The sequence below is a fragment of the Nocardia sp. CDC160 genome, from assembly GCF_035818795.1.
In the GTDB taxonomy this organism is placed as follows: domain Bacteria; phylum Actinomycetota; class Actinomycetes; order Mycobacteriales; family Mycobacteriaceae; genus Nocardia.
This window is the reverse complement of sequence record NZ_JAYKYT010000001.1, coordinates 303,755-319,857: the sequence shown is the minus strand read 5'-3', so window position 1 is coordinate 319,857 and position 16,103 is coordinate 303,755. Positions and strand designations below refer to the sequence as shown.

Below are 16,103 nucleotides of genomic sequence, written 5' to 3'. Positions count from 1 at the left end.
CTCACTTGGGCGCGGTGCTGACTCGCTTGGGCACCGTGCTAACTCACTTGGGCACGGAGTTTGGGGACGAGGGTGGCGAGCAGGGTGGGCTCGGAGCGGTCGGTCCAGTGGCGGAAGGCGTCCACGGCGGCCGGGTCGTCCAGGACGATGACCTTGGCGGGGTGGGCTTTCACCGCATCGGGCAAGCCCCACTCGCCGCCGCGACCGGCCTGGGAGTCGCTGCGAACGGCGAGGATGTAACCGGTGCGGACGTCGGAGAGGAAGCCCGCGCTGTCGGAACTCTTCACCGGGCGCGGGGACGGCTCGTCGCCATTGCGGGAGTAGTCGAGGTGGTAGACGAAGCCCAGATCCTCGAGGAATTGGGTTGGGGGACTGGGCTTCAGGTGGATGGCGAGGTCGACCGTGAAGCCGCTCTCGCCGGTGACGTCGATGGCCACGATGACCTTGCCGTTGAAGGCCGGGTTCTGGCGGCGGGCCTCGGCGACCGACTGCGGTGTCGCCGCGGCGGCGGTCGGTGTGACGGTGGCACGGGTCGTGCTGTCGGAGAGCGTGCTTCGGCCATGGGTGGGCCAAAGTCCGATGGTGAGCGCCAAGCCTGCCACGGCCATGATCGCGGCGAGCGCGATGCGTTGGCGCGCGCCCCCACCGGGCACGAGCGCACGGCCCACACCGTTCCAGAGCAGGCGGCCCACACCGTGCGCGAGCAGGCGAACCACACCGGGCGCGGGTCGGCGGCCCCAACCGCCGGGCGTGGGCTGGCCATCCGACGGCGCGCCGGACAGGGCCGAGCGGATGGCCTCGGTGAAGGCGTGGCAGCTGGGGTAGCGGGCCTTCGGATCCTTGGCCATGGCCGTCGCGAGGACGTCGTCGAGAGCGGCTGGGAGATCGGGGCGTTCGTCGGTGATACGGGGTGGCGGGGTGTTCAGGTGCGCCTGGATCGCCACGGGCAGCGAACCCGGAAAGGGTGGATGCCCGGTGAGCAGACGGTAGAAGGCGCAGCCGAGGCTGTAGATATCGGAGCGGTGGTCCAGGCGAGTCGGCGGATCGGAGAGCTGCTCGGGGGAGGCGTAGGGGATGGTGGCGGGGACGTGGCCGACCTCGGTCAGCTCGGAGGCGTCCTCGAGGGATTTGGCAATGCCGAAGTCGCTCAACAGGACTCGCTCGCCGCCGTCCTCCTGCGGGGACAGCAGGAAATTGCCGGGCTTGACGTCGCGGTGCAGCATGCCGCGCGCGTGGGCGTAGTCGAGGGCGCGGCCGATCTCGGTGACAATGTGCAGCACCCGCGGCACCGTCATCGAATCCGGGTCGGTGGCGGCGACCTCCGCGGCGTCCACGCCGGGGACGTACTGCATGGCGATCCAGAGGAAGCCCTGGTCCTCGCCGCGGTCGTGCACCGTCACGATGTTCGGATGATCAAGGGAGGCAGCCAGATTCGCCTCGCGCTCGAAGCGGGTGCGGAAGACCCGGTCCGTGGTCAGACGGGCGTCGAGGACCTTCAGCGCGTCGTGGCGGGGCAGCGTCGGATGCTTGGCCAGATACACCGTCCCCATGCCGCCGCTGCCCAGCACCCGCTCGATGCGGTATCCGCCCACAATGCTGCCGGGACCGATCGAGCTGCCGGGGCCGATCGAGCTGCCGGGGCCGATCGAGCTGCCGGGACCAATGCTGCCGGGACCGATCGACATGTTGCCCTCGCCGATCGACATACGGACAGTGTCCTACTCGTAGGCGCTGACCGCGAGCAAAGCGTACTGGGCGGCCGCCTGCTGATGGGCGTCCTCGAGTTGCTCGCTCTCGACGATGCCCACGTATCGGCCGTAATGCACGGCGCACAAGACCTTTTCGTAATCCGTGCCCTCCTCGGAGAGCGGCTGGGTGTAGCAGAACGCGTCCGGGACTCCGGGTGGAGCGTCGGTCCTGTGGATGACCACCGCGGCGATCCCGGCGGACAGCGCGGATGCGGCCGCCGCGTCACGCGCCCGGAACAGCAGCGTCTTGTCGACCTGGCCGACCCGGTCCACCCCGGCCCGGCCCAACAGGTCCTTCCAGGTCGGGACGTCTTCGGTGACATTCAGGAATCCGTGTGTGGTTACCGTGGATTCCTCAGGGAACCTGGGCAACTCGCTGTCGTCGGGATGCAGGGTGCGGCGCAGAATGCCGTCCGGATCGTAGTCGAGCTCGAGGAGCTGTCGATCCGACAGTGGCGGCAGTTGGTCGAGCATCGGTAGCTGAAGGTCGAGAACCCGCCGTGTCCGCGCGATGAGCGTGGGCAGATCGGGCTGCGGCACCTGCACGAAGATATTGACCACATAGTCGCCGCGCGCCACCGTCGTGCCCAGGCTCGGAATGCCCGGCTGCCAATGGGCTTTGGCCTGCGGATAGGAGTCGAGCGTGACCGGTTGGTTCGCGTCGGCGGCCCCGAAGTCGGCGGCCTCGATGTCGGTGGCCGCGTCCCGGGCCGCCGCCTCGTCCGGAAATTGCAGCACCACGATATTGACGCTGGTCGCGTCGGCGCTGGGCGCGGTGCCGTACAGGTAAGGGCGGATGCTCGACGCATCCAGATAGGGATCTACCCGATCCTCGAGCGGCTGTGTGCTGGTGGTGACCGAGACTCCGAACAGGAGGTGGTAGCGGTCGAGCACCGGGGCGGCGGCATCGGAGAGCACCCACGCGGTCGAACCGGTATCGTCGGGCAGCCCGGTCAGCTGCACGGTGTGCCGCAGGTCCGGATCGATGTCGATGCCATTGGCCACGGCCCCGGCCAACCGCGCCATGCCGAGCCGGGAGACGAACAGCGAATCATGGGAATACTCGGTGCGGTAATCCAGCGGCTCGGTCGGATAGTTGCCGACATCCAGTGTGCGGATATCGATTTCGCCGGGAGTCGGGGTGCCGCGCACGCCGCAGCCGACAGCCGCGACCGCCATCAGACACACCACGACGGCGGAGAGCAGGGTCTTCGAGCCGTCGTACCGCATACCGCTACCTACTGTTGACCAGGATCATGTACTGCGCCGAAATGCGTTGCTGCGCATCGACCAATTGATTGGACCAGGCGTCCGCCACGTAGCGTCCGAAGCTGACCCCGCACCAGTAGCGCACCACGTCCTGCTTCGGCCCGTGGTACTCCTGACAGTGCGCGATGGGCAGGCCCTTGGGGGAATCGGCGTGCCGCCAGAACTTGCTCGGGGCCGCATCCTCCGCGAGCAGTCGCCGCGCGGCCTCGGGATCGCGCGCGCGGGTCAATGTCGTTCCGCCGTAGGCGATCCGGTCCACGCCCGCGCGCCGGTACATGTCCGCGACCGCCGCCGGATCTTCGGCGAAATGCAGATCGCCGCGGGGGCTGTAGACACCGGGCGGATTGATGTAGGAGTCACCGGCGGGCCGGGGCAGGGTGATGCGCAGCAGGCCGTCGGGGTCCAGCGGGATCCGTTCGGACTCGGCCGCGGTATGGATCGGATGATGGCGCAGCCGTTCGGCGGTGAGCGCGAACGCGGCCTCGACCCGCCGCACCAGGGAGGGGAGATCCGACCGGTGCAGCGCGTGGTTCTCCGCGTCCTGGGTCACCGCCACGATCACGAATCGGCCCGTGGCCCACCAGCCCGCGAGTACCTGATCATCGGGACGCCAGGACAGGAAAGCGCTCGGGAAACGCGGCGAACTCGTGGCCTCTGTCGTCGGAGGCGGGCCCAATCCGAGCAGGTCGATATTTTGGAATCCACTGCGCGCCAGAGCCGCCGCGGCGGCGGACGCCTGAGCGTCGGTGTCGAACAGCAGCGCCGTGTCCGACAGCGTGCGCGAGATCTCCAGGGCGGGGTGGGATTGGCCGGTGGTGGTGAACCCGGCGAGGAATCCCGGTGTGTCCGTCTCGAAGTCGTCGATGTTCAACCAATCGAACATGGTTTGGAAGTAGTCCCGCTGCGCCTGGATGAAGGAATGGACCGTCGCGGCGTCGTTGACCTGAAGCTCCGGATCGATCTCCGAAGTCAGCGGCATGTCCTCGGCCAGTCGCTCGCCCTCCATCCAGTGGGCCACCAGGTCGGGATGAGTCTTCGGTGCGAAGGTCTGCGGTCGGGTCTCGTAGCCTCCGGTGTCGAGGCCGCGGAGATCGATCGGAGCCTCGGCGGGGCCGGTTCCGGAGCCGCTCACCGCCAGCACGAGCGCGATTGCCGCGCCCGTCAGCAGCTTTCGCACCCCGCGCACGACGTCAGGGGGTGGGAGCCGGGCCCGGTTCGGGGATGACACCGGGATGCGGGCGGACGAACGGGTGCGGGGGCAGGGACCAGGTGGGGGTGGGATTCAGTGTGAAGCGGGTGGTCTCGGTGGTGGAGAGGGTGAGGGGGTGGGTGAGAGGCCAGGTGGCGGTGCGGCGTTCGAAGAGGGCGCGGGAGGGGCCGGTGGCCTCCGGGCCCGCGATGCGGGACAGGCGGAAGCCCGAGCGGCGGTAGTAGGCGTGGAGGTCCTTGTTGGTGGTCCAGGCGTCCAGGCGGACCCAGGAGCGGTGTTGCAGGCGGGCCAGGGTGGCGGCGTGGGCGAGGAGGGATTCGCCGATGCGGTTTCCGGCGAAGCGGAGGTCGACGATCATGTAGTGGACGATCACGGCGTCGGCCAACTCGCCTGGGGACCAGAGGTTCTCGTCGGCGCGGTCATTGACGGTGATGGTGCCCGCCGCCTCGCCGTCGACCTCGGCGATCCAGGTCTCGCCATTGCGGACCGCGTGGGCCACGGACCGGACGAAGGTCTCGATGGGGAGACCCCGTCCGGCCCGGGTCCACTGGTCACTGCCGCGGGCGGCCAGCCAGCTCGTACGTTGCAGCCGGAACCGGGTGATGGTCCCTAGATCGGCGAGACAGGCCGGACGCAGGTGCGGGGTCATGGCGAGCCGGGTAGCAAGGAATTGCCGAAGGAATGGGAATTTCCGGGCGGGCAAGGCGCGCCCAAGGTTTTACGAATAATGTCCGTTCCCTCGGCGTCGCCCAATTCGTATGCCAGCCGGTTGCGGGCAGCGGTGGAACGATGCCGTGTCACTCGGGTGACGCGCTCGTGGTTGGCTCCGATGCGCAAATGATCGAGCAGAATCGTGCCGGGGCCGACACCCAGGAGGGCGGCCTCCTCGGCGGTGGCGGGCCGGGCGACGACCGTGTCGCGATGCGCGGTCTCGGCGAAACCGCGCTCCGCCAGCCGTCGCGTGGTGCCCTCCGGAATGTCGTGCGGGGCGTCGATTCCGGTGGCCTCGGCCAGATCTCGCGGATAGAAGCTGACCTCCCAGGACCAGGGCTCGTTGTCCAGGTACTGCATGATCGTGCGGGAGACCACCCACTCGTCGCGCGCCACCCCCAGCCAGTGCGCGACCTCCGAACTGGCCGGTTCCATTCTGGCACTGAACACTTTGGAGGGCTCCCGGCCCGCCGCGCGCGCGATCTCGGAGAAGATGTCCTGCGTCGCCTTCGGTCGATCCGGTCGAATATGGTTCGTCACAACAGATTCCAGGACTTCCTGGCTGCGCACGATCGTGCCCCGGGAAGTCGCTGTGTAAACCAGGTTTTCGGCGACCAGAAGTTGAATTGCGTTGCGAGCCGTCGTTATCGAGACCTGCATCTGCTCGGCCAACTCGTTGTGACTCGGTAGTCGATCGCCCGGTTCCCACTTGCCCGCGCGGATCTCCTCGCGGAGGAGGTCTGCGATCCGTTGATATCTCGGACCGTCCGCCATCTCGCTCCTCGGTTGTTGCTTCAAGGCTGTGAAGTCTACTCCGTGAGTACTACTGCCGTGTAAGGCTTGACAGCAGCATTCTGAGGTTTATTGTAATGAACGTCCTGAATGCGGTGTTGTTATACGTCGAAGAACGCGAGGCAACGTGGCAGGTTCGGAGACATCAAACACGGTCGTTGTGGCATTGCCCGACGTGTCTCCTTCGTATGCGGACATGGAGGCCCAGTCGCTGGCTTCCGGCCTATTACCGACCTCCGACCTACTCCTGCGCGCTTGTCGCGGTCACCGGGTCATTGGCGGACCTCTACTGTGGTTCGCCCACGATCTCGCGGTGCTGCACGAGCGGCGAGTGGTCGGACGCGGCGGGGTGGGGCCGGAAACGGACCCGACCTCGATCATCGAAAACAAGCGCCGCCGAATCGAATTGGTTATGGCCATTGACGATTGGATCGTGCGCTCGGTCCCCCAGCACCGCCTGGGCGCGACCCTGCACACCGAAACGGTCGGATCGGTCATCGACCGTCTCGCCGAGGCGTCGGTCCGCGCTCATCACGCGTTGATGACCCTTGACGCGAATGATGAAATGTTGCACGGCGCTTGGCACCATTTAGCTGAATTGTCCGACGCCTATGATGATCTCGTGCGCGATGTGCTCGCGGGTAGGCGTCGACTGCCCGCCTGGTAAAGGCGAAACTTTGTGCGGTCCGGGCCCCGGTGGCCCGGACCGCCATCTGTTTCGCCCGAAAATGTCGCGGTTATATCGCGCGCGATACCCACTTGATCATTTCGGCAAACGTGGAATCGCGTCGGCCAGAAGTTTTTCCGCTTTGCCGCAAGCGTCCGGTGAATTCGACAGATCGGACACGGTCAGTTTGATCTGTTCCGCATTGTCATTTTCGGTCGGGTGCACGACAAAACCTAGATCGCAATCGTTCGCGGTACTCGCGCCGAGGACATAGGTCGTGAACTCGCCGACCGGTCGGGTCTCGTAGACCCACGCACCCCGGTCGGGTCGCGACTCGTCCACCAGATCGACGCGCACCGAGCCCTCGTGGCCGATGGCCGCGCACGCGTGCGGACTGCGCTGATTGTCCACGGGGTCACCGGTGATCTCGCGAATCATGCTGTCCGGCAGGACCGCACACGGGTCCAGGCGCAGCACCGAATTCGGCGGTGCCTGGCGCTGCGGCACGGACTCGGTGAGCTGCTGCACGACCGCGGTCAGGGCCTGCTCGGCCGCCGTGCACGCCGCGCCCGGCTGTGCGGCGGGATCGAGCTGCTCGACCGACATGCGCAGTGGCACCGCGCCGCCGGACTGTGTCACCACCGCCGTGTCGCAGGTGTTGTCCGCGGGTCCGGCGCTGAGGATCGGGGCCCGGCCCACCGTCTTGCCCGTCGGGGTCAGCCGGTCCACGCCGATGGCATGGTCGGGAATGTCGAAGGTGTAATGGACCTTTCGCTGGGTGGCGTCCAGCACCGTGGTGGCGCAGCCGCCCTCGGGCGCGGTCTGCGGGTCGCCGACGCGGGTGCCCAGCTTCCCGGCCACCGCCTTGTCCAGGACCGCGCAGAAGTCCAGCAGGCGCAACTCCGAGGCCTTCAGATCCAGCGACGGGTTCGTGCGCGGCTGGGCATGTCCCTCGGCGTGTGAGGACTGGCTCAATACCGCCACCGCGCCGCCCGCCACGAGCAGGCCCACCGCACCGGCGGCCGCCCAGACGATGGTGCGTCGCCGTCGACTGTCGATGCGCGCCAGCTGATCCCGATACCGCGTCTCCTGCTCACCGGTGGAGGCCCACCACTCGGCGTCCACCCGATGCGCCTCGATGAACTCCAGAACCTGTTGCGGCCAAGCCGATTCCGCGGGAATCCGCTCGGCCTGCTCCAACAGCTGGCGGGCCGAGGGGCGATGCGCGGGATCGGCGGCCAGACAAGATTCCACGAGTTTGCGGAGTGAATGCGGGACCGCCTGCAAATCCGGCGTAGCGGACGCGGATCCGGTGGCGGCCAGCACCAGCAGCATGCCCAGGGAGTAGATGTCGGCGGCGGAGGTCACCGGCTGGCCCGCGGCCTGCTCGGGAGCCCGGAACGGCGCGACGGTCGGATCGGGCGGGGTGCCTTCCGCGTGCTCGGTCGGCTGCTCCGGGTCGCGCGGGTGGACCGGGTCGCGCGGGTGGACGATGCCGAAATCGATGATGCGCGGGCCGTCCGCGGTGAGCAAGACATTGCCGGGCACCAGGTTTCGGTGCACCAGTACCGCGCGATGCATGTCGAGCAGGGTGGTGGCCAGGCCCGTCGCCAGCAGGCGCAGGCCGGACGGGGGCAGGGGACCGCAGGCCGTGATGACGGCCGAGAGATCCGGGGCTGGAAGGTATTCGGTGGCCAGCCAGGGCCGCGCGGCATCCAGATCGCAGTCCACCACGGCCGCGGTCGACGCGTCGGCCAACTGGCGGGCGGTCTCCAACTCCCGCTGGAAGCGCGCCCGGAACTCCAGGTCCTCGATGTGCGAGCGGGGAATCCGCTTGACCGCCACCAGTTTTCCGGTCGGCGTCCGACCCAGCAGCACGCGACCCATGCCACCGCGGCCGACCGCGGCGATCATGTGATGCGGGCCGATCCAGCGCGGATCATCGGGCAGCAGCGCCTTCATCGCGCACCCGCCAGGATCGCGTACCGCGCGGCGGTCGGCTGCCGAATATCGGTGTCGTGGGCATTACGCATCCAGGTGTACTCCGAGTTCTCGGGGTCGTCGGCCAGCGTGTCGGGAGACGACGCGGGGGCCTTGGCGTTTCGCATCCGATACCGGACCGAGGTGGGGGTCGGCCGCGCGGCGGCGGCGTGGAAGGCGGTGAGAGGCGCGGAAGGGGTGAGAGGCGGAGCCACGGCCGCCGATCGAAGGCATTGTCGCCAACCAATTCCGGCCACGGACGATCGCCGGAACCTCAGACGCATGCGTTAACCCTCATCACCGCTGAACAGCGGGCTGCCAGCCATTCGTATCCGGTTCGCGCCGAACCGCGCAGCGCGAACCAGGCACAAATTAGCACCGGTTCGGTGCCGTGTCATGTGCGGGTGAGGGGTCTGAACTTCCTGCCGCCGAAGGGATTCGATTCAGCCGCGATAGCGGCGGGGGTCGGCGATGAAATCGTCGGCCACCGTTGCCGCCAATTCGACGTAGGCGCGTTTGGTCGGTTTGCTCAGGCGGTGCAGATCGATCTCCGCGCCCTCGCCCAGGTGGGGGTCGTAGGGGATGATGTGGACCGCTCGGCAGCGCGAGAGGAAATAGTCGCGCAGCTGGTTGATTCCGACATTCGGGGCACCCGGGCGGGGGAGGTTGATGACCACCACGGCATTGCGGACCAGATGGTCGTGGCCGTGCAGGGACAGCCAGTCCAGGGTGGCGGCGGCGCTGCGCGCGCCATCGATGGCCGACGACGAGATCAGCACCAGCGAATGCGCCAGATCCAGGACACCCGCCATGGCCGAATGCATCAGGCCGGTACCGCAGTCGGTGAGGATGATGTTGTAGAAGCGCTGCAGAATCCGCGCGACCGCGCGGTACTCCTCCTCGCTGAAGGCCTCCGACGCCGCCGGATCGCGCTCACTGGCCAGCACCTCCAAACGGGAACTGCCCTGCGAGGTGTGGCGTCGCACATCCGAATAGCGCTGAATGTGCTCGTCCAACAACAGGTCACGCACCGTCGACCGCGTCTGCAAGGGCACGCGCTGCGACAGGGTTCCGAAGTCCGGATTCGCGTCCACCGCGATCACGCGATCGCCACGAATCGAGGCGAAAATCGAACCCAGCCCCATGGTGGTCGTCGTCTTCCCGACACCACCCTTCAACGACAGCACCGCGATCCGATAATCACCGCGCACCGGCTGCCGAATCCGAGCCACCAACTCCTGCAGCCGCCGCTCCTCGGCCGACATCCCGGGATTGATCGACCCACCCGACAGGTGATGCACGGCCTTGCGCCACCCCGACCCCGGAGCCTTCTTGGCCCGCCGCACCTGCACATCATCCAGCGAAGGCCCATGCCCGCCAGGCCCATTCGCCCCCCACTGCGGTGCGGGACCCCCATACCCGGCCTGCCCGTACTGCCCGGTCGGCGCACCATACTGCCCGGGCACACCCGACCCGTACGGCCCGGCCTCGCCCGCCTGCCCCTGAACCCCGAACGCCTGCCCCGGACTCAACGGCCCATTCGACCCCTGTCCGGGCCCACCGGGATAACCGCCGGGCTGCTCCGAACCCGGTGCTGCCCACGGGGTCTGATTCACTCCGCCGGAGCCATATCCGGGCATGCCCGGACCGGGCCGACCCGGCTCGCCGACGATATGACCATCCGGATAGGCCGGAGCCTGCTCTTGGCCGGAACCGTCTTGGCCCGGTGTGCCGACCAAGGGCTGCCCACCGGTATTCCACGGCATCGGACCACCGACCCCGGGCTGGCCCGGCGCGGGCGCAACGGGGGCGCCAGGGTGCATCTGCTGATTCGGTGGGCCCCACGGCATCTGGCCGGGTGTGCTGGTGGCCGGGGGTTGGCCGCCGGTCTCGGGTGGTCTTGGAGCCCAGTGCGATTGGGCGTCTGGGTGCTGGGGGTGGGCGGGAATGCCGTTCTGGCCCTGGGTGGGGGCGGCTGGGTGGCGCGTGGTGAGTCCGGCGGCGGCCGCCTCGGACATGGGGGCGTTGGACCAGGGGTTCGCGTCCGGGTCGGTGTTGTCCGCGCTGTTGGCTGGTTGCGCCCACGGGTTCAGGTGTGGGGGAACGGCTCCCGCCGGGTGGCGGGGGTCGGGGCCGAGCGGCGGCACCTGCGCATTGGGTGCAGCCGACCACACGGGTACGCCGGGGACGGGTGGGGCGGGCGGCATCCACTGGCCGCCGGGTGCCGGGGCGTCGGGACCCGGCATCTGCTGCGGCAGCGGTCCGGGTCCTTGCGGTGCGGTCGGTGCCGGGCCGCCGTGGGGGGTGTCCGAGGGCAGCGGTAGCGGGACGTCCGCGGCGCGGTGGCGGCCGGGGGTCATCGGCTGGTCGAAATCGCCGTCGCGGTCGGGATTCTGGGCGTTGGTCGAGTCGGTGCCGGGGTGGTCTGTCGCCGCGTGACCGGTTTCCGGGGCCTGCGGGGTGGACGTGGCCTCGCCTCCGGCGGGCGCGTTCGGGCCGGGGAGGGCGCCACCGAGATCGGCCAGTTGCGCGTCCAGGAGTTCGTGGGCGGCGGCCGTCGTGTTCGGGACAGGGACGGACGCTACCGCCGGGGTGGGCTGAGGGACCCCCGATTGGGGTGCGGCCGAAGCGTTTTCGGGGGCCGGGGGGATCGGCCAGCGGGTGTTCGGATCGGCCGGGGCGATGATGCCGGAGCCGGTGGCGTCGAGCTCGCCCGGGGACGGTGGGATCGGCGGGGTCGACATCTTGGTCGTGGCGGCGGCCGGATCGCCCGCGGTGGGATCGGCGGAGTCGAGCTCGCCCGGCGATGGGGGCAGTGGCGGGCGCACGGCTTGCGGGGCCGGATCGGCTGTCGCCGCATGGGATTCGCCCGGAGCGGGTGGGAGGGGCGCACGGGTGGCGGGGTCGGCCGGGCTCACCGGGGTCGGGGTGCCCGCCATCGAGGGACCCGCTAGGGACGCACTCGCCTGCCGGGGCTCGGGCACCGCAGGTGTGGGCGGCACCGTGAACGGGCTGGCCGCCGCACCCTCGGGTCCCGAATGCTGGCCCGGCTGAGCCGCTTCCGGCCCAACCGAGGGCTGGGAGAACTGCCCGCCATTGGCCGGAGGCATATCGAACCGCGGCCCGGCCCCCTGCTGCGCCATCGGCGACTGCCCCGAATACGGCTGTCCGGGTGTGGAGCCCTGGCCGTTGGTTGGCTGGGTGGCGGCGGGGGGTTGGGTGCCGCGGGAGGGGAGGCTGAAGTGGGTGCCGGGGTCGCGTTGGGGGATTGGCGTGGCTGGGCGCGGCGGGGTCCATTGGTCGGACTCGGCGGGGGTGACCGGATCGGGGCGCGAAGGGGTCGGGTTGGTCGGGCGCGGCGCGGTGGGTGGGGTCGGCGTGGGGGAGGGGGTCGCCGGGTCGGGGATCGGGCCCTTGCGGGGGTTGCGGTTGCCGAAGATTCGGCGGCCGCCCTTCTTCTTTTCCGGGATCAGGTCGTCGTGGGGGAGGTTCTGGACGGGTGCCTCGTAACCGGTGTCGGTGACGTCACTCTCGGACAGCCAGGGCGGGAGCATGGGGAGGCCGTCGTTCTCGCGACTCACATCTACCCCCGGGGTGCTCGACCGATCTTGCTGGACAAGGCGTAGTTTAGCGAGCTTCGACAAGGCTGTGCCCATCGAGGACAAGGCTGTGCCCGGCGTATCGGGGTTCGCAGGGGATAGGGGCACGTCACAGCACCCGTATTTGGCCGCATCTGGGGAAACGGGTAAGCTAGGCGGCTGGTGACTTACATAGTGGCTGTGGCATGTCCTGATGCCGCCTCCAGTGAGTATGTCACCGGGTCGGCCAGCATGCATCACGAACTTCTGCGCCGACCTGCCGTAATGAGCTTGAACCAACCAGGTTCAGCCTAACCGGGATCGCGGAGGATATGGCGAAGAAGGAAGGGGCCATCGAGGTCGAGGGCCGGGTTATCGAGCCGTTGCCCAATGCGATGTTCCGGATCGAGCTGGAGAACGGTCACAAGGTTCTGGCCCACATCAGCGGCAAGATGCGGCAGCACTACATTCGCATCCTGCCTGAGGACCGCGTCGTCGTTGAGTTGTCGCCTTACGACTTGACTCGCGGACGCATCGTCTACCGCTACAAGTGAGTCGCTCCTCGCGGAGCGCCAAAGATTTCCGGGGCCATGCGCTCCGGGTTTCCCCGGTCGATCGGGCCGGGGAAAAACTGTGTTCACGGCCAGTGAACACCGACCCAGATTGGATCTGACGTGAAGGTTCAGCCGTCCGTCAAGCCGATCTGCGAGAAGTGCAAGGTGATTCGCCGTCACGGGCGAGTCATGGTGATCTGCGAGAACCTGCGCCACAAGCAGCGTCAGGGCTGATCTCCGCCAAGCACCGAACGCGGTTCGGATTGGCAATTAGAAGCACTCCCAGCGCCAACCGCCGTCGCCGAGTCCCGTAGGGGACGGACGGCGGCCCACCCCCGGTACGGAGGCCGGGGCCCCACTTACGAGGGGACGGACAGGGAGCAGACCTCCGCAAAAGTAAGGAAACGCCAACCATGGCACGTCTGATGGGCGTCGACCTCCCGCGCGAAAAGCGCATGGAGATCGCACTGACCTACATCTTCGGCATCGGCCGGACCCGCGCCAAGGAGATCCTCGCGGAGACGGGCGTCAGCCCGGACCTGCGGTCGAAGGACCTCAGCGATGACGACCTGACCAAGCTCCGCGACTTCATCGAAGCGCAGGACTTCAAGGTCGAAGGTGACCTGCGCCGCGAGGTGCAGGCCGACATCCGTCGCAAGATCGAGATCGGCTGCTACCAGGGCATCCGCCACCGCCGCGGCCTGCCCGTGCGTGGCCAGCGGACCAAGACCAACGCCCGCACGCGCAAGGGTCCGAAGAAGACCGTCGCCGGCAAGAAGAAGTAGGGATAGCGCATGCCTCCGAAGAGCCGGGCCGCTGGCCCGAAGAAGACTCAGAAGTCGCGTCGCCGGGACAAGAAGAACGTCCCCCACGGCAACGCGCACATCAAGAGCACGTTCAACAACACCATCGTGTCCATCACCGACCCGCAGGGCAACGTCATCTCCTGGGCGTCCTCGGGCCACGTCGGTTTCAAGGGCTCGCGTAAGTCCACCCCGTTCGCCGCGCAGCTCGCTGCCGAGAACGCTGCCCGCAAGGCGCAGGAGCACGGCGTCAAGAAGGTCGACGTGTTCGTGAAGGGCCCGGGCTCGGGCCGTGAGACCGCGATCCGTTCGCTCCAGGCCGCGGGCCTGGAGGTCGGCACGATCTCCGATGTCACCCCGCAGCCGCACAACGGCTGCCGTCCGCCCAAGCGGCGTCGCGTCTAGCGGGAAAGGAAGAGTAGAAAAATGGCTCGTTATACCGGCCCTATCACCCGCAAGTCGCGTCGTCTGCGTGTCGACCTCGTTGGAGGCGACCAGGCGTTCGAGCGTCGTCCGTACCCGCCGGGCCAGCACGGCCGCGCGCGGATCAAGGAGTCCGAGTACCTGCTCCAGCTGCAGGAGAAGCAGAAGGCTCGCTTCTCCTACGGCGTGATGGAGAAGCAGTTCCGCCGCTACTACGAAGAGGCGAACCGCCAGAAGGGCAAGACCGGCGACAACCTGCTGCGTCTGCTCGAGACCCGGCTGGACAACGTCGTGTACCGCGCCGGTCTGGCTCGGACCCGTCGTCAGGCTCGTCAGCTCGTGTCGCACGGCCACTTCCTGGTCAACGGCGTGAAGGTCGACGTCCCGTCGTTCCAGGTGTCGCAGTACGACATCATCGACATCAAGGACAAGTCGGCTGGCACCCTGCCGTTCCAGGTCGCCCGCGAGACCATCGGTGACCGTCCGGTCCCCGGCTGGCTGCAGGTCGTCCCGGGCCGTCTCCGCATCCTGGTGCACCAGCTCCCCGAGCGTGCGCAGATCGATGTTCCGCTCCAGGAACAGCTGATCGTCGAGTACTACTCGAAGTAATTAGGTTGCGCGTCAAGCGCATCGCTGGTTGTGGCCCTGAATCATTCAGGGCCGCAACAGCTCCCAACAGTGGGCGTCAAATAGTGGGCGTCCGAAGGAGGAAGAAATGCTGATTTCACAGCGACCGACGCTGACCGAAGAGGTCGTGTCCGAGAACCGGTCGCGGTTCACCATCGAACCGCTGGAGCCGGGCTTCGGTTACACCCTCGGCAACTCGCTGCGCCGCACCCTGCTCTCGAGCATCCCGGGTGCCGCGGTCACCAGCATCCGCATCGACGGCGTGCTGCACGAGTTCACCACCGTCCCGGGCGTGAAGGAGGATGTCACCGACATCATCCTGAACCTCAAGGGTCTGGTCGTGTCGTCCGAAGAGGACGAGCCGGTCACCATGTACGTGCGCAAGCAGGGCCCGGGCACCGTCACCGCCGGTGACATCGTCCCCCCGGCGGGCGTGACCGTGCACAACCCGGACATGCACATCGCCACCCTGAACGACAAGGGCAAGCTGGAGATCGAGCTCGTGGTCGAGCGCGGTCGCGGCTACGTCCCGGCCGTGCAGAACAAGGCGTCGGGTGCGGAAATCGGCCGGATTCCGGTTGACTCGATCTACTCGCCGGTTCTCAAGGTGACGTACAAGGTCGAGGCCACCCGTGTCGAGCAGCGCACCGACTTCGACCGGCTCATCCTGGATGTCGAGACCAAGAACTCGATCTCCGCGCGGGATGCGCTGGCGTCGGCGGGCAAGACCCTGGTCGAACTGTTCGGTCTCGCGCGCGAGCTGAACGTCGAGGCCGAGGGCATCGAGATCGGCCCGAGCCCGGCCGAGGCGGACCACATCGCCTCGTTCGGTCTGCCGATCGAGGACCTGGATCTCACCGTGCGGTCGTACAACTGCCTCAAGCGTGAAGGCGTGCACACCGTCGGCGAGCTGGTCGCCCGCACCGAGTCGGACCTGCTGGACATCCGCAACTTCGGTCAGAAGTCCATCGACGAGGTCAAGGTCAAGCTGCACTCGCTCGGCCTGTCCCTCAAGGATTCTCCGGCTTCCTTCGATCCGTCCTCCGTCGTCGGCTACGACGCGGCCAGCGGCACCTGGAGCGACAGCGGTTCGTTCAGCGACACCGACAGCGGCGAGCAGGACTACGCCGAGACCGAACAGCTTTAGGTCATTCGGGGTGTAGCGCCCCGAATCGGCCTTCAACACAGGAGATTCAAACAATGCCCAAGCCCAAGAAGGGTGCCCGCTTCGGCGGGACGGCGTCGCACCAGAAGGCGATCTTCGCCAACCTGGCGACGGCGCTCTTCGAGCACGGTCGCATCACGACCACCGAGGCCAAGGCCAAGGCGCTGCGCCCCTACGCCGAGAAGCTTGTCACCAAGGCGAAGGGCGGCACCCTTGCCGACCGTCGCGAGGTCATGAAGGTGATCCGCTCCAAGGACGTCGTGCACGCCCTGTTCGCGGAGATCGGTCCCTCGTTCGAGGGCCGTGAGGGTGGCTACACCCGCATCATCAAGACCGTCCCCCGCAAGGGTGACAACGCGCCGATGGCGATCATCGAGCTGGTTCGCGAGAAGACCGTGACCAACGAGGCCGATCGTGCTCGCCGCGTCGCCGCTTCGCAGAAGGCCGCCGAGGCGCCTGCTGCCGAAGAGGCCAAGGTCGAGGATGCCGCCGAGGAGACCGTGGCGGACGCCCCGGCCGCCGAGGAGAAGGCTGCGGAGTAATTCCGCACCGTTCGGAGCCCATGAGTGAGCCCGC

At 67.9% G+C, this 16,103-nt stretch carries 16 protein-coding genes; 8 read left to right on the top strand and 8 right to left on the bottom strand.

Going from position 1 to position 16,103, the window contains the following annotated elements; all coding sequences use genetic code 11:
- Positions 1-38: 38 nt before the first annotated feature.
- The 5 genes from VMT40_RS01500 to VMT40_RS01480 are packed head-to-tail and all read right to left on the bottom strand — an operon-like array spanning position 39 to position 5,712.
- Positions 39-1,706 carry a serine/threonine-protein kinase gene (locus VMT40_RS01500; protein WP_326356178.1) on the bottom strand — a complete coding sequence of 556 codons (1,668 nt, stop codon included), beginning with the start codon at positions 1,704-1,706 and terminating at the stop codon, positions 39-41.
- Positions 1,707-1,718: 12 nt separating this feature from the next.
- Entirely contained in the window at positions 1,719-2,978 is a 1,260-nt protein-coding gene (locus tag VMT40_RS01495) for a DUF7373 family lipoprotein (RefSeq protein ID WP_326356177.1), read from the bottom strand.
- 4 nt (positions 2,979-2,982) lie between these two features.
- On the bottom strand, positions 2,983-4,203 hold the full coding sequence (locus tag VMT40_RS01490) for a DUF7373 family lipoprotein (protein WP_326356176.1): 1,221 nt from the start codon (positions 4,201-4,203) through the stop codon (positions 2,983-2,985).
- 4 nt (positions 4,204-4,207) lie between these two features.
- The gene (locus tag VMT40_RS01485; protein ID WP_326356175.1) at positions 4,208-4,876 is read right to left on the bottom strand and encodes a GNAT family N-acetyltransferase; all 669 of its coding nucleotides are present in this window, start codon (positions 4,874-4,876) and stop codon (positions 4,208-4,210) included.
- Complete coding sequence (locus VMT40_RS01480; protein ID WP_326356174.1) at positions 4,873-5,712, bottom strand: GntR family transcriptional regulator; 840 nt, start codon at positions 5,710-5,712, stop codon at positions 4,873-4,875. Before VMT40_RS01480 ends, VMT40_RS01485 begins: the two co-directional genes overlap by 4 nt.
- Before the next feature lie 178 nt (positions 5,713-5,890).
- Here VMT40_RS01480 and VMT40_RS01475 point away from each other — a divergent pair, with 178 nt between their 5' ends.
- Positions 5,891-6,397, top strand: a complete 507-nt coding sequence (locus VMT40_RS01475) for a DUF4254 domain-containing protein (protein ID WP_326356173.1) — start codon at positions 5,891-5,893, stop codon at positions 6,395-6,397.
- A gap of 96 nt (positions 6,398-6,493) precedes the next feature.
- On the opposite strand, the gene VMT40_RS01470 is transcribed toward VMT40_RS01475, so the two are convergent.
- The 3 genes from VMT40_RS01470 to VMT40_RS01460 form a co-directional block, all read right to left on the bottom strand.
- A complete protein-coding gene (locus VMT40_RS01470; protein ID WP_326356172.1) occupies positions 6,494-8,359 on the bottom strand; it encodes a serine/threonine-protein kinase in 1,866 nt (621 codons plus the stop codon).
- On the bottom strand, positions 8,356-8,592 hold the full coding sequence (locus VMT40_RS01465; RefSeq protein WP_326356171.1) for a hypothetical protein: 237 nt from the start codon (positions 8,590-8,592) through the stop codon (positions 8,356-8,358). Before VMT40_RS01465 ends, VMT40_RS01470 begins: the two co-directional genes overlap by 4 nt.
- Positions 8,593-8,820: 228 nt before the next feature.
- On the bottom strand, positions 8,821-11,958 hold the full coding sequence (locus tag VMT40_RS01460) for a MinD/ParA family ATP-binding protein (RefSeq protein ID WP_326356170.1): 3,138 nt from the start codon (positions 11,956-11,958) through the stop codon (positions 8,821-8,823).
- A 329-nt stretch (positions 11,959-12,287) separates the two neighbouring features.
- Here VMT40_RS01460 and infA point away from each other — a divergent pair, with 329 nt between their 5' ends.
- From infA to rplQ, 7 genes are all read left to right on the top strand, one after another.
- The gene (infA, locus tag VMT40_RS01455) at positions 12,288-12,509 is read left to right on the top strand and encodes a translation initiation factor IF-1 (RefSeq protein ID WP_040804562.1); all 222 of its coding nucleotides are present in this window, start codon (positions 12,288-12,290) and stop codon (positions 12,507-12,509) included.
- Between the two features lie 120 nt (positions 12,510-12,629).
- Entirely contained in the window at positions 12,630-12,743 is a 114-nt protein-coding gene (rpmJ, locus tag VMT40_RS01450; RefSeq protein WP_033085975.1) for a 50S ribosomal protein L36, read from the top strand.
- Positions 12,744-12,922: 179 nt separating this feature from the next.
- On the top strand, positions 12,923-13,294 hold the full coding sequence (gene rpsM, locus VMT40_RS01445) for a 30S ribosomal protein S13 (RefSeq protein WP_326309472.1): 372 nt from the start codon (positions 12,923-12,925) through the stop codon (positions 13,292-13,294).
- A gap of 9 nt (positions 13,295-13,303) precedes the next feature.
- On the top strand, positions 13,304-13,717 hold the full coding sequence (gene rpsK / locus VMT40_RS01440) for a 30S ribosomal protein S11 (protein WP_029923717.1): 414 nt from the start codon (positions 13,304-13,306) through the stop codon (positions 13,715-13,717).
- 21 nt (positions 13,718-13,738) lie between these two features.
- Complete coding sequence (gene rpsD / locus VMT40_RS01435) at positions 13,739-14,344, top strand: 30S ribosomal protein S4 (RefSeq protein ID WP_326356169.1); 606 nt, start codon at positions 13,739-13,741, stop codon at positions 14,342-14,344.
- Positions 14,345-14,450: 106 nt separating this feature from the next.
- Complete coding sequence (locus VMT40_RS01430) at positions 14,451-15,509, top strand: DNA-directed RNA polymerase subunit alpha (RefSeq protein WP_029923719.1); 1,059 nt, start codon at positions 14,451-14,453, stop codon at positions 15,507-15,509.
- 53 nt (positions 15,510-15,562) lie between these two features.
- Positions 15,563-16,069, top strand: a complete 507-nt coding sequence (gene rplQ, locus VMT40_RS01425) for a 50S ribosomal protein L17 (RefSeq protein WP_326356168.1) — start codon at positions 15,563-15,565, stop codon at positions 16,067-16,069.
- The last annotated feature ends 34 nt before the right edge of the window (positions 16,070-16,103 follow it).